Genomic DNA, 20,000 nt, shown 5'->3' on the forward strand with positions numbered 1-20,000 from the left:
AGGCCCCGCTCCTCGGAAGAGGAGCGGGGCCCTTTCGTTGCCCTGGAACTGATCGGAACGATCAGAACATGAGGCGGTACGTGTTCCAACCGCTGGTGCCGATGAGCGCACGCGGCTTGAACGGCGCGGCCGCGCTGCCCGTGCCCGAGTAGCGGTAGAGCTTGCCGCTCGAGTCGCGCGCGAGCAGGTCGCTGCGGTTGTCCCAGTCGAGGTCGCCGACACCGACGAGGCTGTTGTAGACGCCCCAGCCGCCGCCGATCTTGGTGCGGGCGGAGAAGGGCGCGGTGTAGCTGCCGGTGCCCTTGTACAGCCACAGGACACCCGAACCGTCGCGCGCGACGATGTCGGCCTTGCCGTCACCGCTCAGGTCGCCGACGCCGGCGATCTGGTTGTAGGCGCCCCAGCCCCCGCCGATCCGCTTGCGGGTGGTGAGCTTGCCGTTGTCGTAGCCGAGGTACAGCCACAGGACGCCGGCCGAGTCACGGGCGATGAGGTCCGCAGCGGCGCCGCCGCCGAGGGTGCCCGGCGAGACCAGCTTGTTGTAGATGTTCCAGCCGCCACCGATGGTGGTGAACTCGTTGGAGGCGGACTCGCCGGCGGCGTAACCGAGGTAGCCGTCGTTGTACAGGATCCAGGCGTCGTCGGCGTAGCCGTCGCGGTCGTTGTCGGCCTGCTGCGCGGCCTTCACGCTGCCCCAGGTGCTGTTGGCGTAGTTGCGCGCCTCGTAGGTACCGGTGCCGGTCGGCTTGTACCAGTAGAGGGCCGAGCCGGAGACGCCCTGCAGGGCACGGTGCTCGACCGTGGCGGCGGCCGCGGTGGCGGCGGCTGCCGAGGCCGCCGGGGCGGCGGCGGGTGCGACGTCGGCGGCGCGCGGGGCGACCGGCGCCTCCGCCGCGACCGCGGCCGTCGTGGTGCTCACGAGGGCGGCCGTTATCGCCGCGACCGTGACACGGGACAGAACGCCCGTGCGGTTCAGGCCAGAAGAGTTGGCCACGTAATACTCCAGATCCGTATGGAATGAGGCAGGTCCGCCGTGACTCCGTCGCGGGGACGGGGCATCGGCGGGACCTCTATGATCCCGGATCGTCCTTATGGGATCTTCACCTGGCGGCTGGTCTGTGACACAACTGTTTCGATCCCGGACATATGTCCTTTTTGACCCTTAGATTCTGGGCAACGTTGTCAACCTCCCGCGCGGGACTCAAGTAGGGGTCATGCCCGATGGCGTGTCAAGAGTGTTGCCGAGCGGATGCTTGGACGAAACGCCGCAGAACCAGCCTGCTTATCGCGGAGGTCTCAACTCGGGAAAGATGGCTGTCGAAACCTGCTTTCGATCTTGCTCCGGTGAAGGGAAGTGGACTATACCTGTCGGCGTCCAGCCAGTCGGAGTGATCCGGCTACGGCCCGACGCGTGCACGACCCGGCTGCAATTGACCGCGGTGGCGGGGCCCTTCGCCTGAGGCGAGTGAGTACGGGCGACCGGTACACCGCCTGAGTCCTGAATGAAGGCGAGGACTTGAGCATGGGATCCACCTCCGCACACGACAATGAGGGCCTTGGCCGTCGCGATCTGATCAAGCGTTCTGCCGCTATCGGTCTGATCTCCGTGCCGACGATGGGCTTCCTCTCCGCCTGTGCGAGCAGTGACAGCAGCGGCAACGGGAAGGTCGAGAAGGGCACGAAGTCCGAGAAGAACCCGCTCGGGGTGAACGAGTCGGCCGAACTCGACTTCGTCCTCTTCGACGGCGGTTTCGGACAGCAGTACGCCAGGGACGCCATCAAGATCTACGAGACGAATTACCCCAAGGCGAAGGTCAAGTTCACCCCGACCCAGAAGATCACCACCACGCTGCAGCCGCGCTTCAACGGCGGCACCCCGCCGGACCTCATCGACAACTCCGGCGCCGAGCAGATGGACATGGGTGTCCTCGTCGGCCAGAAGCAGCTGGCGGACCTCACCCCGCTCCTCGACTCGCCCTCCATCGACGACCCGAAGAAGACGGTCCGCGACACCCTGCGGCCCGGCATCGTCGAGATGGGCCAGTTCGACGGCGACCCGGTGTGGATCATGTACTACGCCTACACGGTCTACGGCGTCTGGTACTCGCAGAAGCTGCTCGACTCCCTCGACGCCAAGTATCCCGAGACCTGGGACGAAATGCTGGCCGTCTGCGAGAAGGCCAAGAAGAAGGGCATCGCCGGCTGGACGTACGCGGGCAAGCACCCGTACTACGTCCCCTTCTCGCTCTACCCGATGATCGCCAAGGTCGGCGGCCGCGAGGTCCTGGACGCCATCGACAACCTGGAGCCGAAGGCCTGGGAGCACCCCGCGGTCAAGGCGTGTTTCGAGGCGTACTACGAGCTCGTCCGGAAGGGGTACATCCTCAAGGGCACCCCCGGCCTCGACCACATCCAGTCGCAGACCGCCTGGACCGAGGGCAAGGCGCTGTTCATCCCGAACGGCTCCTGGGTCGAGAACGAGGCCGCGAAGACCATGCCGGCCGACTTCAACCTGGCCGTCTCCGCCCCGACCGGCATCGACGCCTCCGACAAGATGCCCTTCGGCACCATCTGGGCGTCCGGCGGCGAGCCCTTCATCGTCCCGGCGAAGGCGAAGAACGCCGAGGGCGGCATGGAGCAGCTGCGCGTCATGCTCAGCGAGGCGTCCTCCAAGAACTTCACCCAGTCCGTGAAGTCCCTGACCGCCCTCAACGGCGGCACCGACGGCATCGAGCTGACCCCGGGCCTCAAGTCCGGCGTCGCCGCCCTGGAGAAGGCCGGCCAGAACGTCGTCAACCCGCGTCTGCAGGACTGGTACGTAGCCCTGCAGAAGGAGAAGATCGGTGTCGCCGGTATCGGCGAGCTGATGGCCGGCCGCGCGACCCCGGCCGAGACGATCAAGAAGATCCAGAAGTTCGCCGACGACGCGGCCAAGGACTCCTCGATCAAGCACTACAAGCACCAGTGAGCAGTGCCGGGGCCCCTTCCCGCCGACCGGGAGCGGGCCCCGGCCCCCTAGCGCGCGGCACCAGCGGCGCGCCTCCGCGGGAAGATCGGGGTCGGTAGGAATGCAACACGGCAAGTACCGTTTCATCGTGGGGTTCCTGGCGGTCCCCCTCGCGCTCTACGCGCTGTTCGTCATCTGGCCGTTCATCCAGTCCATCTACTACTCGTTCACGGACTGGACCGGGCTGAGCCCCGAATTCGGGATGGTCGGGTTCGACAACTACAGCAGAATGCTGGACGACGACATCTTCTGGAAATCGCTCCAGCACAGTCTGACCTTCGCGGTGGTACTGCCGCTGGTGACCGTCGGGCTCGCGTTGTTCTTCGCCTTCATGCTCAATGTCGGCGGTCGGCGCCGCAGGGGAGCGGCCATCGCGGGTGTACGCGGATCGTCGTTCTACAAGATCGTCTATTTCTTCCCGCAGGTGCTGTCGATCGCGATCGTCGCGCTGCTCTTCCAGTTCGCGTACAACCCGAACAGCGGAGCGATCAACTCCGTACTCAAGGGTGTCGGTCTCGGCAGCATCCAGCCGGACTGGCTCGGTGATCCGGACCTCGCCCTCATCTGCGTGATGGTGGTCCTCGTCTGGTCCACGGTCGGCTTCTTCGTGGTCCTCTTCTCGGCCGGTATGGCGTCGATTCCGCGCGACTTCTACGAGGCGGCGCTGCTCGACGGCGCGAGCCGCTTCACCACCTTCTTCAAGATCACCCTGCCGCTGCTCTGGGACACCGTGCAGTCCGGGTGGATCTACATGGGCATCCTCGCGCTCGGCGCGGAGTCCTTCGCCGTGGTCCAGATCATGACCGTCGGCCCCAGCGGCGGCGGGCCCGACTACTCGACCATCGTCCTGCCGCTGTACGTGTACCAGAAGGCGTTCCGGGACGGTCAGGCCGCCTACGCAACGACCATCGGTGTCGCGCTCCTCCTCGTCACCCTGGCCTTCGCGGCCGTCGTGATGAAGCTGGGCCGGCGCGAGCGGCTGGAGTTCTGATGAAGACGACCGACACTGCCACCACCGGCGTCGAGAGCCCCGGCTCCCCGGCCGGCCCGGGTCCCGTGATCACCAAGACGACGGCCTCCGCCCCGCGCAGGACCGCCAAGGCCGAGGGCGCGACCCTCAACGTCTTCTCGCACGGCATGCTCATCGTCTGGGCGGTCATGGTCGTCATGCCGCTGCTCTGGGCGGTGATGACCTCCTTCAAGACCGACCGGGCGATCTTCACCTCGCCGTGGTCGCTGCCCGACAAGCTGCACTTCGAGAACTGGTCGCGCGCCTGGACCGAGGCGCACATGAGCGACTACTTCCTGAACACGATCCTGGTGGTCGGCGGCTCGCTCATCGGCACGCTCCTCTTCGGTTCGATGGCGGCCTACGTCCTGGCCCGCTTCGACTTCCCGGGCAACCGCTTCATCTACTTCCTCTTCATCGGAGGAATGAGCTTCCCGATCATCCTGGCGCTCGTGCCGCTGTTCTACGTGATGCAGAACATCGCCCTGCTCAACACGCTGCACGGCCTGATCCTCGTCTACATCGCGTACTCGCTGCCGTTCACCGTCTTCTTCCTCACGGCCTTCTTCCGCACCCTGCCGTCCTCGGTGGCGGAGGCGGCCTTCGTGGACGGCGCCTCGCACACCCGGACCTTCTTCCAGGTGATGCTGCCGATGGCGAAGCCCGGCCTGATCAGCGTCGGCATCTTCAACTTCCTCGGCCAGTGGAACCAGTACCTGCTGCCGACGGTGCTCAACACCGAGCCGGAGAAGAAGGTGCTCTCGCAGGGTCTGGTCCAGCTCGCCGTCAGCCAGGGCTACAAGGGCGACTGGTCCGGTCTCTTCGCCGGTCTGGTGATGGCCATGCTGCCGGTCCTCGCCGCGTACATCATCTTCCAGCGGCAGGTGGTGGCCGGTCTGACGGCCGGCGCCGTGAAGTGATCCCCGGGCCCCACCGGCCCTCCCCGCGACCCCGAAGGGCCCCCGGCGCACCGCGCGCCGGGGGCCCTTCCCATGGTCCGGGGAAGCGTGTGAGACAGGCCGCCAACCATTCAAGGTCTTGACGGGGAGCACGGCGAAAGCGTCCCCTTAGAGTTCACATGTTGGAGAAAACGGTGGGAGTGAGTGAGTCGATGGAGACTCCGGGGTCGCAGACGTCTCTGCACAGGGCCAATCTCGAACGGGTCGTCCGGGCGGTGCGCATGGCCGGCTCGCTCACCCAGGCGGAGATCGCCCGGGCGACGGGACTGTCCGCCGCGACGGTCTCCAACATCGTGCGGGAGCTGAAGGACGGCGGAACGGTCGAGGTCACCCCCACCTCCGCGGGGGGCCGCCGGGCCCGCAGCGTCTCCCTCTCCGGGGACGCCGGCATCGTGATCGGCGTGGACTTCGGCCACACCCACCTCCGGGTCGCCGTGGGCAACCTCGCCCACCAGGTACTCGCGGAGGAGGCCGAGCCGCTCGACGTGGACGCCTCCGCCGCGGAGGGCTTCGACCGGGCGGAGCAGCTGGTCACGCGGCTGATCGCGGCCACCGGGATCGGCCGGGACAAGGTGATCGGCGTCGGTCTCGGCGTACCGGGCCCCATAGACGTCTCCTCCGGGCTGCTCGGCTCGACCTCGATCCTGCCGGGCTGGAGCGGTATCAATCCGGCCGAGGAGCTCTCCCGCCGCCTCGGCGTCCCCGTGCACGTCGACAACGACGCCAACCTCGGCGCGCTCGGCGAGCTGGTCTGGGGCAGCGGGCGGGGCGTGAAGGACCTCGCGTACATCAAGGTGGCCAGCGGTGTCGGTGCCGGCCTGGTCATCGACGGGCGGGTCTACCGGGGGCCCGGCGGCACCGCGGGCGAGATCGGGCACATCACCCTCGACGAGTCGGGTCCCGTCTGCCGCTGCGGCAACAGGGGCTGCCTGGAGACCTTCACCGCCGCCCGTTACGTACTGCCGCTGCTGATGCCCAGCCACGGTCCCGACCTGACCATGGAGCGGGTCGTCCAGCTGGCCAGGGCGGGGGACCCCGGCTGCCGCCGGGTGATCGCCGACGTCGGACGGCACATCGGCAGCGGCATCGCCAACCTCTGCAACCTCCTCAACCCCAGCCGGGTGGTGCTCGGCGGCGACCTCGCGGAGGCAGGTGAGCTGGTGCTCGCGCCCATCCGGGACTCGGTCTCGCGGTACGCGATCCCCAGCGCCGCCCGGCAGCTCTCGCTGGCCCAGGGGGCGCTCGGCGGCCGTGCCGAGGTGCTCGGTGCCCTCGCCCTCGTCCTGAGCGAAATGGGCGATTCGACCCTGTTGGAGAGTGCACTGCCGACTGCCGCGCCGACCTCCACGCCTGCCTTCACTTAGATAACGAACGCCACCGTTGTCATCTCGTTAAGGATTTACTTCTTGACGGCAGTGTTGCAGCCGAGTTGACTTCGTGCCACCTCGGCCGCAACGTCGCGGCCTCGTCAGGGAGGCAAACCCCACATGAACGCAGTGACGCGTCGTGCCGTCATAGCCACGGCCGCGGTCTCGATGGCCCTCTCGCTCGCCGCCTGCGGCCAGGCCGGCGGCGGAGACAGCGAAGACAAGGGCAGCTCGACCAAGATCGGTCTGCTCCTTCCCGAGAACAAGACCTCGCGCTACGAGGCTCTGGACAAGCCCCAGTTCGAGAAGGCCGTCAAGGCCGCCTGCTCCGACTGCGAGATCGTGTACAACAACGCGGTCTCCGACGTCGTCAAGCAGAAGCAGCAGTTCGACCAGCTGATCGCCGACGGCGTGAAGGTCATCGCCCTCGACCCGGTGGACTCGGCCAAGGCCGCCGGCTGGGTCAAGGACGCGAAGGCCAAGGGCGTCAAGGTCGTCGCGTACGACCGTGCCGTCGAGGGTGCCGACGCGTACGTCAGCCACGACAACAACAAGGTCGGCGAGCTCCAGGGCCAGGCCCTGCTGGCCGCCCTCGGCACCAAGGCCGCCGCCGCCAACGTCGTGATGATCAACGGTGACGAGAAGGACCCGAACGCCGGGCTCTTCAAGAAGGGCGCCCACACCGCCCTCGACGGCAAGGTCGGCAAGATCGCCTACGAGGCGTCCGGCGAGTGGGACCCGAAGGTCGCGGGCGAGAAGATGTCCGCCGCGATCTCCTCGCTCGGCAAGGACAAGATCGGCGCGGTCTACTCCGCGAACGACGGCATGGCCGGAGGCATCATCACCTCCCTGGAGAACGCCGGCATCAAGGGCATCCCGGTGGGTGGCCAGGACGCCGAGGTCGCGGGCATCCAGCGCATCGTCGCCGGCTCGCAGACCTTCACCATCTACAAGTCGCCGCTCCAGCTGGCCCCCGAGGCCGCCAAGTTCGCCGTGAACCTGCTCCAGGGCAAGGAGCTCGGCGCGCAGGGCGAGACCGACGGCGTGCCCTCCACGCTCTTCCCGCCGGTCGTGGTCGACAAGGCCAACATCCAGACCACGGTGATCAAGGACGGCATCTACAAGGCCGCCGACATCTGCACCGCGGACCTCGCCGCCAAGTGCACCGAGCTGGGCATCAAGTAACCCCCTGGGCCGGAGCCCCGAAGGCTCCGCGCCCGAACCGGGCCCCCCGGCCCACCCCCGGCGACGGACCCCCCGTGCCCCGCGCCTCCGCCCCTCCCCGGCCTCCCCGCCCCACATGAACCGGCCCCCCGGCCAGGTGCCATGTGCAAGAGGTGAAGGCTGCGCGCGGCGGAGGCGCGCCACACGGGACCCGTCCCCCTTACGCCGTCCGGTTCCCGGCCGACCCAGACCCCGCTGTCGGTCCGGGAGCCGGACGTGCAAGCCCCCTCAGATTTCGGCGCCGCTCGGCCGGCGCGCCATGCCCGCCGCCGTACCGGTGGCGAAGGAGTTGGTTCACGTGTCCCAGACGCCCGTGCTGGCGTTGCGAGGGATCTTCAAGCGGTTCGGAGCGGTTCAGGTCCTCTCCGGTGTCGATCTCGAAGTCCACGCAGGAGAGGTCGTCGCGCTCGTCGGCGACAACGGAGCGGGCAAGTCGACGCTCGTCAAGACGATCGCCGGCGTGCACCCCATCGACGAGGGCGCCATCGAGTGGGAGGGTGAGCGGGTCGAGATCAACCGCCCGCACGACTCCCAGAACCTCGGGGTCGCGACCGTCTACCAGGACCTCGCGCTCTGCGACAACCTGGACGTCGTCGCCAACCTGTTCCTCGGCCGGGAGATCAAGAAGGGCGGCGTCCTCGACGAGGTCGCCATGGAGAAGCGGGCGAAGGACCTCCTCTCGACCCTCTCCATCCGCATCCCCAGCGTCCGCATCCCCGTCGCCGCCCTCTCCGGCGGCCAGCGGCAGGTCGTCGCCATCGCGCGCGCCCTCGTCGGCAACCCCAAGATCGTGATCCTGGACGAGCCGACCGCCGCCCTCGGCGTCGAGCAGACCGCCCAGGTCCTCGACCTGGTCGAGCGACTGCGCGAGCAGGGCCTCGGCGTCATCCTCATCAGCCACAACATGGCCGACGTGAAGGCCGTCGCCGACACCGTCGCGGTGCTGCGCCTGGGCCGGAACAACGGCACCTTCCCGGTGGCCACCACCACGCACGAAGAGATCATCGCCGCGATCACGGGAGCCACGGACAACGCCGTGACCCGCCGCCAGGCCCGCAACGCGGAGGTAGCGAAGTGAGCAAGACCCCGCAGTCCGCGAGCGACCAGGCGGCCGTGCCCGACCCCCGCACCCCGGACGAGCAGGCCCCGGTGACCGAGACCCCGGCCGCCGCCGCGATCCCCGCCGTCGACCCCCGCCTCCTCGTCCGCGAGCAGGGCCTCAAGGGCTACGTCGACGAGTTCAAGCGCAAGATCCGCTCCGGCGAGATCGGCTCGCTCCCGGTCGTCGTCGGCCTCATCGTCATCGGCATCGTCTTCCAGGCCCTGACCGGCAACTTCATCACCTCGTACAACCTCGACCAGATCACGCTGTACGCGGTCGGCCCCGGCATCATGGCCGTGGGCATCGTCTTCGTCCTGCTCCTCGGCGAGATCGACCTCGCCGTCGGCTCCGTGGCGGGCCTGGCCGGCGCGGTCTGGGGCGTACTCGGCACGGACATGCCGGACGTCCTCGCGATCGTCCTCGGCATCCTCTCCGGCACCCTGATCGGCGCCTTCCACGGCCTGGTGTTCGCCAAGATCGGCGTGCCCGCCTTCGTCGTCACCCTGGCCGGCTTCCTCGGCTGGGCCGGACTGCAGACCTGGGTGATGGGCGACCGCTCCACCATCCCCACCCCGATCGGCAGCTTCGTCGGCGACCTCACCAAGTACTACTTCTCCGACGTCGCCGCCGCCTACGGCCTCGCCGTGGTCGTCGTCGCCGCCTTCTACCTCGCCCAGCTGCGCGACTCCCGCCGCCGCAAGGCGGCCGAGCTGCCGCACCGCCCGCAGAGCGAGATCGTCCTGCGCACCGCCGTCCTGGCGGTCCTGGTCCTCGTCGCCGCCTACGGCTTCAACCAGGAGCAGGGCCTCCCGCTCTCCCTGGTGATCTTCCTGGTGATCCTGCTGGTCACCGACTTCGTGCTGCGCCGCACCACCTACGGCCGTCAGGTCTTCGCGGTCGGCGGCGGCATCGAGGCAGCCCGCCGCGCCGGTATCAACGTCTCGTGGATCCGGATCTCGGTCTTCATGGTCTCCGGCACCATGGGCGCGATCGGCGGTCTCTTCCTCGCCTCCGCGACCGGCGGCGCCGACCGCTCGCTCGGTGGCGGCAACCAGCTGATGATGTGCATCGCCGCGGCGGTCATCGGCGGCACGTCCCTCTTCGGCGGACGCGGCAAGGTCTGGTCGGCGCTCCTGGGCATCCTGGTCATCCAGTCGATCGTCCAGGGCCTCAACCAGATGAACCTGTCCTCGAACGCGATCCAGTACATGATCACCGGAGCGGTCCTGCTCATCGCCGTGATCATCGACTCGGTCTCCCGTCGTACGCAGAAGACGGCCGGCCGCGCGTAGGGTCGTCCCCTGCGTAACGCTCGCCACAGTGCCCGGCGCCGCGAAACCGGCGCCGGGCACTGGTGCGTCCGGAGCAGTGCAGAGCCGTACAGATCAGCGGGATGTCCGCCATGAGGGTGACGCCTCACCCCCTGGCCCGATGCCCACGATCCAAGACGGAACATTAGACTCGACAAATCGGCAAGCTCGACCAGCTCAAACGCAAGGAGGCACGGGTGGCTCTGCTGACCCGTATCAGGGGACCGCGAGATCTGGACCGGCTTTCCCCGGAACAGCTGGACCAGCTGGCCGAAGAGATCAGGACGTTCCTCGTGGACGCCGTCTCCAAGACCGGCGGGCACCTCGGCCCCAACCTCGGTGTGGTCGAGCTGACCATCGCCCTGCACCGCGTGTTCGACTCCCCGAAGGACAAGGTCCTCTGGGACACCGGCCACCAGAGTTACGTCCACAAGCTGCTCACGGGCCGCCAGGACTTCTCCAAGCTCAAGATGAAGGGCGGCCTCTCCGGCTACCCCTCGCAGGCCGAGTCCGAGCACGACGTGATCGAGAACTCGCACGCCTCCACGGTCCTCGGCTGGGCCGACGGCCTGGCCAAGGCCAACGAGGTCCTGAAGAAGGACGACCACGTCGTCGCCGTCATCGGCGACGGAGCCCTCACGGGCGGCATGGCCTGGGAGGCGCTGAACAACATCGCCGCCGCCAAGGACCGCCCGCTCGTCATCGTCGTCAACGACAACGAGCGCTCCTACGCCCCGACCATCGGCGGCCTCGCCAACCACCTGGCGACCCTGCGCACCACCGACGGGTACGAGCGCTTCCTCGCCCGCGGCAAGGACATCCTGGAGCGCACCCCGGTCGTCGGGAAGCCGCTCTACGAGACGCTGCACGGCGCCAAGAAGGGCCTCAAGGACTTCATCGCCCCGCAGGGCATGTTCGAGGACCTCGGCCTCAAGTACGTCGGCCCCATCGACGGCCACGACATCGAGGCCCTGGAGTCCGCGCTGACCCGCGCCAAGCGCTTCGGCGGCCCGGTCATCGTCCACTGCCTCACCGAGAAGGGACGCGGCTACCAGCCGGCCCTCCAGGACGAGGCAGACCGCTTCCACGCCGTCGGCAAGATCCACCCCGACACCGGCCTGCCCATCGCCTCCTCCGGCGCCGACTGGACGGGCGTCTTCGCCCAGGAGATGGTCGAGCTCGGCAAGGAGCGCGCGGACATCGTCGCCATCACCGCGGCCATGCTCCAGCCCGTCGGCCTCGACAAGTTCGCCAAGGCCTTCCCCGAGCGCGTCTTCGACGTCGGCATCGCCGAGCAGCACGCCGCGGTCTCCGCGGCAGGCCTCGCCACCGGCGGCCTCCACCCGGTCTTCGCCGTCTACGCGACCTTCCTCAACCGCGCCTTCGACCAGGTCCTGATGGACGTGGCCCTGCACAAGTGCGGTGTCACCTTCGTCCTGGACCGGGCCGGTGTCACCGGCACCGACGGCGCCTCCCACAACGGCATGTGGGACATGTCGATCCTCCAGGTCGTGCCCGGTCTGCGGCTCGCCGCCCCGCGCGACGCCGACCAGGTCCGCGCCCAGCTGCGCGAGGCCGTCGAGGTCACCGACGCCCCGACCGTGGTCCGCTTCTCCAAGGGCGCCGTCGGCCCCGCCGTACCGGCCCTGCGCCGCGTCGGCGGCATGGACGTGCTCCGTGAGCCCGGCTCCGACCGGCCCGACGTCCTCCTGGTCTCCGTGGGCGCCCTGGCGCCCATGTGCCTGGAGATCGCCGACCTGCTCGACCGGCACGGCATCTCCACCACCGTCGTCGACCCCCGCTGGGTCAAGCCCGTCGACGAGGCCCTCGCCCCGCTCGCCGAGCAGCACCGGGTCGTCGTCACCGTCGAGGACAACAGCCGCGTCGGCGGGGTCGGCTCGGCCGTCGCCCAGGCGCTGCGCGACGCCGGAGTCGACGTGCCGCTGCGCGACTTCGGCATCCCGCCGCGCTTCCTCGACCACGCCTCGCGCGCCGAGGTCATGGCCGAGATCGGGCTGACCGCCCCGGACATCGCCCGCCAGGTCACCGGAGTGGTCTCGCGACTGGACGGACTGCCCCGAGCCCTCGGGAGCGACGCGCAGGCCGTGGAGCCCGCGCGCGACTGAGCACGCCCGACCGGATTCCGGTCACCCTGCGTAACCTTTGGGCCGGTCGGTTCACCCTCCCGGGTGCCGCCCGGCCCTTTCGCGTGCATTCTGGCTCTGGGCGGGCAGGCGTCATCTCAGCCTCCCGGCCAGGGGGGTTCCGAGACCGACGTCAGGTGCACGGCGCGGAGGTACCAGGGTGAGTACGGACCAGCAGCCACGGGCGAACTCCGGGTTGTTCCGGACCAAGTCGGTCGAGCAGTCGATCCGCGACACGGAGGAGCCCGAACACGCGCTCAAGAAATCCCTGTCGGCCTGGGATCTGACGGTCTTCGGCGTCGGCGTCATCATCGGCACCGGCATCTTCGTCCTCACCGGCAAGGTCGCCAAGGAGAACGCGGGACCGGCGACGGCCCTCGCCTTCGTCGCGGCCGGCATCGTCTGCGCCCTCGCCGCCCTCTGCTACGCCGAGTTCGCCTCGACGGTGCCGGTGGCGGGATCGGCGTACACCTTCGCGTACGCCTCCATCGGTGAGCTGCCCGCCTGGATCATCGGCTGGGACCTCGTCCTGGAGTTCGCGCTCGGTACGGCGGTGGTCGCCGTCGGCTGGTCGGGCTACGTCCGCTCGCTCATGGACAACATCGACTGGCATCTACCAGCGGCGCTCCAAGGCCCGGACGTGGTGGGCGGCAGCTTCGACATCCTGGCCTTCCTGCTCGTGCTCGTGCTGACCGTGGTCCTCGTCCTGGGCATGAAGCTCTCCGCCCGGATCACCGCGGTCGTCGTGGCGATCAAGGTGACCGTGGTGATGATCGTGATCGTCGCCGGTCTGTTCTTCATCGTCGGCGACAACTACGACCCGTTCATCCCGCCGGCGGTCACCCCCGAGGGCGGCGGCTCCAACTGGGACTCCCCGCTCGTCCAGCTGCTGTTCGGCTACGAGCCGACCAACTTCGGCGTCATGGGCATCTTCACCGCCGCCTCGGTCGTCTTCTTCGCCTTCATCGGCTTCGACGTGGTCGCCACCGCGGCCGAGGAGACCAAGCTGCCGCAGCGGGACATGCCCCGTGGCATCCTCGGCTCGCTCCTCATCTGCACCGTGCTCTACGTGGCCGTGGCCCTCGTCGTCACCGGCATGCAGCACTACTCCGAGCTGTCCGTGAGCGCCCCGCTCGCCGACGCCTTCAAAGCCGCCGGACACCCCTTCTACGCGGGCGTGATCAGCTTCGGCGCCGCCGTCGGCCTCACCACGGTCTGTCTGATCCTGCTCCTCGGCCAGACCCGCGTCTTCTTCGCGATGAGCCGCGACGGCCTGCTGCCGCGCTTCTTCTCCGTCACGCACCCGAAGTACAAGACCCCGTACCGCCCGACGATCCTCCTCGGCGTGATCATCGCGATCGTCGCCGGCTTCACCAGCATCAACGAGCTCGCGACCCTGGTGAACATCGGCACGCTCTTCGCCTTCGTCATGGTGGCCGTCGGCGTCATGGTGCTCCGCCGGACCCGCCCCGACCTGCACCGCGCCTTCCGCACCCCCTGGGTGCCGGTGCTGCCGATCCTCTCCATCGCGGCCTCGTTGTGGCTGATGCTCAACCTGCCGGGCGAGACCTGGTTCCGCTTCGCCGTGTGGATGGCGATCGGCATCGTCGTGTACTTCCTGTACGGGCGCGGCCACAGCCGGTTGGGCCGCGCAGGCCCGAACGCGGAGTACTGAGCGGGCGGGGGACCGCCCGGGCCGAAGGCGCGGAAGGAGGGGTTCGGGCGGACGACTACAGTCGGTTCGTACCCGAACTCCCCCCGACGACCGGAGTGCTGGATCCCCCCATGGCGAATCGATCCCAGGCCCCCGCAGCCCCCTCCCACGGTTCCTCTTCCACCCCTCTCCTCCAGGGCGGCTGGCTGACCAGAGGAGAGGAGGGACGGTTCAGCGCGTACCTGCCCCGGGACGGTGAGGTGGTGCGCTGGACCGAGGAGACCGACGGCGGCTGGAGTGGGCCCGTCTCGCTCGGCGGCGACGGTCTGACGCCGTTCCTCGCGGTCGGCCAGGGCGCGGACCGCTACGTCCACCTCGTCGGGCTGCGGCCCACGGCCGGGGGAGAGGGACACGTCGAGCTGGTGCACAGCGTCCAGTTCCAGACCGGCCGTCCTGCGGTGGCGTGGCGCTCCCTCGGGCACTCGAACGGCAAGGGGCCGTGGACGGGCAACCCGGCCGTCGCGGTGGACGCCCAGGGCCGCGTGTACGCCTTCGTGCGGAACGGCGGCGGGGGACTGAGCGTGCGCGCCCAGAAGGACGCCGGCGGCTGGCACCCCTGGTGGGACCTGCACGGCTGGAGCACCGACCCGTCCCCGGTCGCCATGGTCAACGGCCAGGGCCGCGTCGAGCTCCTCACCGCGACCGACAAGGGCCTGCTCCGCTACGTCCAGGAGGAGTCCGGCGCCAAGCCCGTCCGCCAGGACGTGGTGCCCGCGGACGTCACCTTCGGCACGCTCGCCGCGGTGACCGGCCCCTCGGGCCATGTGACGCTCTTCTACCGGGACAAGGACGGCGGGATCCGCGCCTGGTCCCCGGGGCGCTCCCTGGAGCCCACACGCCTCGCCGACGCGGTCGGCACGGGGCGGCTGTCCGCGACCCGCTGTCTGATCGACGGCTTCGACTGTACGGTCCTCGCCCAGCAGTCCGAGGGCGGCCGGCTCGCCCTCGCCGCCTATCCGAGCGAGCAGGAGGACGCGGGCGCCCAGTGGTCGGAGACCGGAGAGGCGCGGGGCGCGCAGACCACCGTCCTCACCCGGGGGCTCGACGGACGCCTGGTCGCGATGGCCCTGGTCGAGGGGCGGACGCTGATCACCACGCGCCAGAAGGCGGCGGCGGAGGGTCTCCTGCTGGAGGGCTGGCGCTCCATAGGCTGAGCCCGCCCCCCGAACGGGGAACGGCCCCGCCCCCCCCGAACGGGGAACGGCCCCGGCCCCCCCGAACGGGGAACGGCCCCGACCCCCCCGAACGGGGAACGGCCCCGGCCCCCCTGAACGGGGAACGGCCCCGGCACCTTCTCCAGGTGCCGGGGCCGTTCGCGTACGCCCTGAGGGGTGGACTCCGGTGTTACGCCGGAACGCTCGCCACGCCCTGCGCCAGGAAACGCTTGCCGTTGACGCGCTCGGAGACGCCCTCGCGGTCCAGGTACGGCGTGATGCCGCCCAGGTGGAAGGGCCAGCCGGCGCCCGTGATCAGGCAGAGGTCGATGTCCTGCGCCTCGGCGACGACACCCTCCTCCAGCATCAGGCCGATCTCCTGCGCCACCGCGTCCAGGACGCGGTCGCGGACCTGCTCCTCGGTCAGGACGGAGTCGCCCTGGACGAGGAGGGCGGCGACCTCCGGGTCGAGCTCCGGCTTGAAGCCGTTCTCGGGCTTGTAGACGTAGAAGCCGCGCTTGCCGGCCTCGACGACGGCCTTCAGGTTGGGGGAGACCGTGAAGCGGTCCGGGAAGGCGCGGTTCAGGGTCTCGGAGACGTGCAGACCGATCGCCGGGCCGACCAGCTCCAGAAGGACCAGCGGGGACATCGGCAGACCGAGCGGCTCGATGGCCTTCTCCGCGGTCTCGACCGAGGTGCCCTCGTCGATGACGTTCTGGATCTCGCCCATGAAGCGGGTGAGGATGCGGTTCACGACGAACGCCGGGGCGTCCTTGGTGAGGACCGCGGTCTTCTTCAGCTTCTTCGCCACGCCGAAGGCGGTGGCGAGGGAGGCGTCGTCCGTCTGCTCGCCGCGGACGATCTCCAGGAGCGGGAGGATCGCGACCGGGTTGAAGAAGTGGAAGCCGACCACGCGCTCCGGGTGCTGGAGCTTGGAGGCCATCTCCGAGACGGAGAGCGAGGAGGTGTTGGTGGCGAGGATCGCGTGCGCCGGGGCGACCGCCTCGACCTCCGCGAACACCTTCTGCTTGACCGACATCTCCTCGAACACGGCCTCGATGATGAAGTCCGCGTCCGCGAAGCCCTCGGCCTTGTCCAGGACACCGGAGACCAGGCCCTTGAGACGGTTGGCCTTGTCCTGGTTGATACGGCCCTTGCCGAGCAGCTTCTCGATCTCGGCGTGGACGTAGCCCACGCCCTTGTCGACGCGCTCCTGGTCGATGTCGGTCAGGACGACCGGCACCTCGAGGCGGCGCAGGAAGAGCAGGGCCAGCTGGGAGGCCATCAGACCGGCACCGACGACGCCGACCTTGGTGACCGGGCGGGCCAGCGACTTGTCCGGGGCGCCGGCGGGGCGCTTGCCGCGCTTCTGCACCAGGTTGAAGGCGTAGATGCCGGAGCGCAGCTCGCCGCCCATGATCAGGTCCGCGAGGGCCTGGTCCTCGGCGTCGAAGCCCTTCTGCAGGTCCCCGTCCTTCGCGGCCTCGATGATGTCGAGGGCGCGGTAGGCGGCCGGGGCGGCGCCGTGCACCTTGGAGTCGGCGACGAGGCGGCCCTTGGCGACGGCCTGGTCCCAGGCCTCGCCGCGGTCGATCTCGGGACGCTCGACGGTCACGGAGCCGTTGAGGACGGAGGCCGTCCAGATCAGCGACTGCTCCAGGAAGTCCGCGCCCTCGAACAGCGCGTCGGCGATGCCGAGCTCGAAGACCTGCTTGCCCTTGAGCTGACGGTTCTGGTTCAGCGAGTTCTCGATGATGACCGAGACGGCCTTCTCGGCACCGATCAGGTTCGGCAGGATCGCGCAGCCGCCCCAGCCGGGCACCAGGCCGAGGAAGACCTCGGGCAGCGAGAAGGCCGGCAGGGCCTTCGACACGGTGCGGTAGGTGCAGTGCAGACCGACCTCGACGCCGCCGCCCATGGCCGCGCCGTTGTAGTACGCGAAGGTCGGCACGGCGAGCGCGGACAGACGCTTGAAGACGTCGTGGCCGCCCTTGCCGATGGCGAGGGCCTCGTCGTGCTTCTTCAGCAGCTCGACGCCCTTGAGGTCGGCGCCGACGGCGAAGATGAACGGCTTGCCGGTGATGCCGGCGCCGACGATCTCACCGTTGGCGGCCTCCGCCTCGACCTGGTCGATCGCCGTGTTCAGGTTGGCGAGGGACTGCGGGCCGAAGGTGGTCGGCTTGGTGTGGTCGAAGCCGTTGTCCAGCGTGATCAGCGCGAACCGACCCGCACCGGCGGGCAGTTCGAAGTGCCGTACGTGGGCGCTGGTGACGACCTCGTCGGGGAAGAGCTCCGCGGCGCCCTTCAGAAGCTCGGCGGTGGTGCTCACTTGCCCTCCCAGTGGGGGTTTTCCCAGATGACCGTGGCGCCCATGCCGAAGCCGACGCACATCGTGTTGAGGCCGTAGCGGACCTGCGGGTTCTCCTCGAACTGGCGGGCCAGCTGCGTCATCAGACGGACGCCGGAGGAGGCGAGCGGGTGGCCGTAGGCGATGGCGCCGCCGTACTGGTTGACGCGGGCGTCGTCGTCGGCGATGCCGTAGTGCTCCAGGAAGGCGAGGACCTGGACCGCGAAGGCCTCGTTGACCTCGAAGAGGTCGATGTCCTCGATGGACAGACCGGCCTTGGCGAGGGCCTTCTCGGTCGCCGGGATCGGGCCGTAGCCCATGACCTCGGGCTCGACGCCGGCGAAGGCGTACGAGACGAGGCGCATCTTGACCGGGAGGTTGTTCTCGCGGGCGAAGTCCTCGGAGGCGATGATCGAGGCGGTGGCACCGTCGTTGAGACCGGCGGCGTTGCCCGCGGTGACGTTGCCGTGGACGCGGAACGGCGTCTTCAGGTTCGCCAGCGACTCCAGGGTGGTGCCCGGGCGCATCGGCTCGTCGGTGGTGACCAGGCCCCAGCCGGTCTCACCGGTGGAGGCGTCGGTCCGGCGCACCGAGATCGGCACCAGGTCCTGCTGGATCTTGCCGTCGGCGTACGCCTTGGCGGCCTTCTCCTGCGAGCGCACGGCGTACTCGTCCGCGCGCTGCTTGGTGATGCTCGGGTACCTGTCGTGCAGGTTCTCGGCGGTCATGCCCATGAAGAGGGCGGACTCGTCGACGAGCTTCTCCGACACGAAGCGCGGGTTCGGGTCGACGCCCTCACCCATGGGGTGGCGGCCCATGTGCTCGACGCCACCGGCGATGACGGCGTCGTACGCGCCGAAGGCGATCGAACCGGCGACCGAGGTGACGGCGGTCAGCGCGCCGGCGCACATGCGGTCGATGGAGTAGCCGGGAACCGACTGCGGCAGCCCGGCGAGGATGCCCGCCGTACGGCCGAGGGTCAGACCCTGGTCACCGATCTGCGTGGTCGCGGCGATGGCGACCTCGTCGATCTGCGCGGGGTCGAGGCCGGGGTTGCGGCGCAGCAGCTCCCGGATGGCCTTGACGACGAGGTCGTCGGCGCGGGTCTCGTGGTAGATGCCCTTCGGGCCCGCCTTGCCGAACGGGGTGCGGACGCCGTCGACGAAGACGACGTCCCTGACGCTACGAGGCACGTTGGCTCTCCTCCAGGGTGCGGGATGGCACTGCTGCGGCGACACGCCTAAGCGTGCGCTTGCTTCCTCCATGCTACTTGCGGGTAACCGAGCTGCCCAGCCCCTGAGGCCCAAGCGGCGAAGGTCACACCGAGGATGCCACCGGGACGGCCGCGCGCCCCCCGCGTACGCCCGTCCGATCGGAGGGTCCCGCAACCCGATGGGCCGGGGCGGCGGCCGTGTCGCGGCGTGGACGCCCGTCGGCGGGCGGAGGCTGGCACCGGTCGGGGCGCGAGGCTCCGGCCCCCAGCGCACGGAAAGGACTCCTGTGGCGATCGTCACCACCGACCACGAAGTCCCCCACACGTCCACCGTCCCCGCGAACGCGGGCGAGCCGGTCAAGCTCTTCGTACGGGAGCGTCGCGACACGTCCGACAGCGGGCCGCGCACACCGGTCCTCATGCTCCACGGCCGGAGCGTCCCGGTGCTCGCCGGCTTCGACCTCCAGCACGAGTCGTACAGCTGGGCCGAGGCGCTGGCGAAAGCCGGCTACGACGTCTTCATGATGGACCTCCAGGGCTCGGGTCGCTCCCCGCGCCCCAAGATGGACGACCCGCACAACGTCAACCCGGCCCAGCAGCCCCTGTTGACGCCGAGGCCGCCGGGATTCGTTCCGGGCCTGCCGACCTATCCGTTCCAGCTGACCAACTCGAACAGCGACCGGGACGAACTGAACACCGTCGTGGAGTTCATCCGCGCCGAGTGCAACGTGGAGAAGGTCGCCTTCATCGGCTGGTCCGCCGCCGCGTTCACCATGGGACCGTACGCGGTCAAGAACCCCGACAAGGTGGCGAGCCTGTTCCTGCTCGCACCGATCTTCCCGCCCCTGGGAACGTCGAACCCGCCGGCCACGCTGCCGGTGCCGGGCTTTCCGACCTTCATCGGCGGCAAGGGCGGATTCGACACGGGCTGGGCCGCGGAGGCGCCCTGCGAGGGTCAGCGCGCGCCCGGCATCGTCGACGTGGCATGGGACGCGATCATGGCGAACGACCCGATCGGCAGCACGTGGGGACCCCCGACGGGGTTCAACCGGATCAGGAACTTCGTCCGGTGGGGATGGAACGAGACCACCGCGGCGCAGGGCGGGGTGCTCGGCGGCAGCGTGCCCGTGCTGATGGCGTACGGAGAGTACGACAAGCAGGTGAACACGTCACCGCCCAACCCGAACCCGGAACTCAACTTCTCGGTCCCCGCGCTCTACGACGCTGTCGCGGGCCAGCACAAGCTGATGGTCAAGCTGGCCTGTGCGGGGCATTCGCTGGTGTGGGAGATGCAGCACAAGAACGTGCACAACCTCTCGAAGCACTGGCTCAAGCACCTCAAGGTCGACGGCAAGACCCAGGGCGCCTTCGACATGGACATCGACGGGAACCTCAGCCCGATCCCGTAGGAGCCCCGCGGGATCCGGTAGAAGTCACCGGGGATCCCACG

General features: G+C 69.2%; 14 protein-coding genes. 11 read left to right on the forward strand and 3 right to left on the reverse strand.

All coding sequences use genetic code 11. The features are described 5' to 3' along the window. Positions 1-61 precede the first annotated feature (61 nt). The gene (locus OG361_RS30410; RefSeq protein ID WP_405858566.1) at positions 62-994 is read right to left on the reverse strand and encodes an FG-GAP repeat domain-containing protein; all 933 of its coding nucleotides are present in this window, start codon (positions 992-994) and stop codon (positions 62-64) included. Positions 995-1,522: 528 nt separating this feature from the next. Here OG361_RS30410 and ngcE point away from each other — a divergent pair. The 10 genes from ngcE (at position 1,523) to OG361_RS30460 (ending at position 14,990) form a co-directional block, all read left to right on the forward strand. Next, positions 1,523-2,968, forward strand: a complete 1,446-nt coding sequence (gene ngcE / locus OG361_RS30415; RefSeq protein ID WP_384571510.1) for an N-acetylglucosamine/diacetylchitobiose ABC transporter substrate-binding protein — start codon at positions 1,523-1,525, stop codon at positions 2,966-2,968. A 100-nt stretch (positions 2,969-3,068) separates the two neighbouring features. Then, positions 3,069-3,998: a carbohydrate ABC transporter permease gene (locus OG361_RS30420; protein ID WP_384571513.1), complete on the forward strand. Its 930-nt coding sequence runs from the start codon at positions 3,069-3,071 to the stop codon at positions 3,996-3,998. After that, complete coding sequence (locus tag OG361_RS30425; RefSeq protein WP_405858569.1) at positions 3,998-4,936, forward strand: carbohydrate ABC transporter permease; 939 nt, start codon at positions 3,998-4,000, stop codon at positions 4,934-4,936. The genes OG361_RS30420 and OG361_RS30425 overlap by 1 nt, the downstream gene beginning before the upstream one ends. A gap of 191 nt (positions 4,937-5,127) precedes the next feature. Beyond that, entirely contained in the window at positions 5,128-6,339 is a 1,212-nt protein-coding gene (locus OG361_RS30430) for an ROK family protein (protein ID WP_405858571.1), read from the forward strand. Between the two features lie 123 nt (positions 6,340-6,462). Next, complete coding sequence (locus OG361_RS30435) at positions 6,463-7,527, forward strand: sugar ABC transporter substrate-binding protein (RefSeq protein ID WP_405858573.1); 1,065 nt, start codon at positions 6,463-6,465, stop codon at positions 7,525-7,527. Positions 7,528-7,855: 328 nt separating this feature from the next. Continuing rightward, a complete protein-coding gene (locus OG361_RS30440; protein ID WP_384577716.1) occupies positions 7,856-8,644 on the forward strand; it encodes an ATP-binding cassette domain-containing protein in 789 nt (262 codons plus the stop codon). Next, on the forward strand, positions 8,641-9,960 hold the full coding sequence (locus OG361_RS30445; RefSeq protein WP_405858575.1) for a sugar ABC transporter permease: 1,320 nt from the start codon (positions 8,641-8,643) through the stop codon (positions 9,958-9,960). Before OG361_RS30440 ends, OG361_RS30445 begins: the two co-directional genes overlap by 4 nt. A 215-nt stretch (positions 9,961-10,175) precedes the next feature. Next, complete coding sequence (dxs, locus tag OG361_RS30450; protein WP_405858577.1) at positions 10,176-12,104, forward strand: 1-deoxy-D-xylulose-5-phosphate synthase; 1,929 nt, start codon at positions 10,176-10,178, stop codon at positions 12,102-12,104. 178 nt (positions 12,105-12,282) lie between these two features. Continuing rightward, complete coding sequence (locus OG361_RS30455) at positions 12,283-13,797, forward strand: amino acid permease (protein WP_405858579.1); 1,515 nt, start codon at positions 12,283-12,285, stop codon at positions 13,795-13,797. A 110-nt stretch (positions 13,798-13,907) separates the two neighbouring features. Continuing rightward, positions 13,908-14,990 carry a hypothetical protein gene (locus OG361_RS30460; protein WP_405858581.1) on the forward strand — a complete coding sequence of 361 codons (1,083 nt, stop codon included), beginning with the start codon at positions 13,908-13,910 and terminating at the stop codon, positions 14,988-14,990. 190 nt (positions 14,991-15,180) lie between these two features. Here OG361_RS30460 and OG361_RS30465 read toward each other — a convergent pair whose 3' ends face one another. Both OG361_RS30465 and OG361_RS30470 read right to left on the reverse strand, forming a co-directional pair. Further along, entirely contained in the window at positions 15,181-17,319 is a 2,139-nt protein-coding gene (locus OG361_RS30465; RefSeq protein WP_405858583.1) for a 3-hydroxyacyl-CoA dehydrogenase NAD-binding domain-containing protein, read from the reverse strand. After that, a complete protein-coding gene (locus OG361_RS30470; RefSeq protein WP_405858584.1) occupies positions 17,316-18,530 on the reverse strand; it encodes a thiolase family protein in 1,215 nt (404 codons plus the stop codon). Before OG361_RS30470 ends, OG361_RS30465 begins: the two co-directional genes overlap by 4 nt. Before the next feature lie 307 nt (positions 18,531-18,837). Between OG361_RS30470 and OG361_RS30475 the strand changes: the two genes are divergently transcribed. Then, a complete protein-coding gene (locus OG361_RS30475) occupies positions 18,838-19,959 on the forward strand; it encodes an alpha/beta hydrolase (RefSeq protein ID WP_405858588.1) in 1,122 nt (373 codons plus the stop codon). Positions 19,960-20,000: the final 41 nt, after the last annotated feature.

The organism is Streptomyces sp. NBC_00090 (genome assembly GCF_045160815.1).
In the GTDB taxonomy this organism is placed as follows: domain Bacteria; phylum Actinomycetota; class Actinomycetes; order Streptomycetales; family Streptomycetaceae; genus Streptomyces.

What these genes read in the sequence shown, in the direction of transcription:
- ngcE (WP_384571510.1), top strand. Translation starts at nt 1,523, where the DNA reads ATGGGATCCACCTCCGCACACGACAATGAGGGCCTTGGCCGTCGCGAT.
- OG361_RS30420 (WP_384571513.1), top strand. Translation starts at nt 3,069, where the DNA reads ATGCAACACGGCAAGTACCGTTTCATCGTGGGGTTCCTGGCGGTCCCC.
- OG361_RS30425 (WP_405858569.1), top strand. Translation starts at nt 3,998, where the DNA reads ATGAAGACGACCGACACTGCCACCACCGGCGTCGAGAGCCCCGGCTCC.
- OG361_RS30430 (WP_405858571.1), top strand. Translation starts at nt 5,128, where the DNA reads ATGGAGACTCCGGGGTCGCAGACGTCTCTGCACAGGGCCAATCTCGAA.
- OG361_RS30435 (WP_405858573.1), top strand. Translation starts at nt 6,463, where the DNA reads ATGAACGCAGTGACGCGTCGTGCCGTCATAGCCACGGCCGCGGTCTCG.
- OG361_RS30460 (WP_405858581.1), top strand. Translation starts at nt 13,908, where the DNA reads ATGGCGAATCGATCCCAGGCCCCCGCAGCCCCCTCCCACGGTTCCTCT.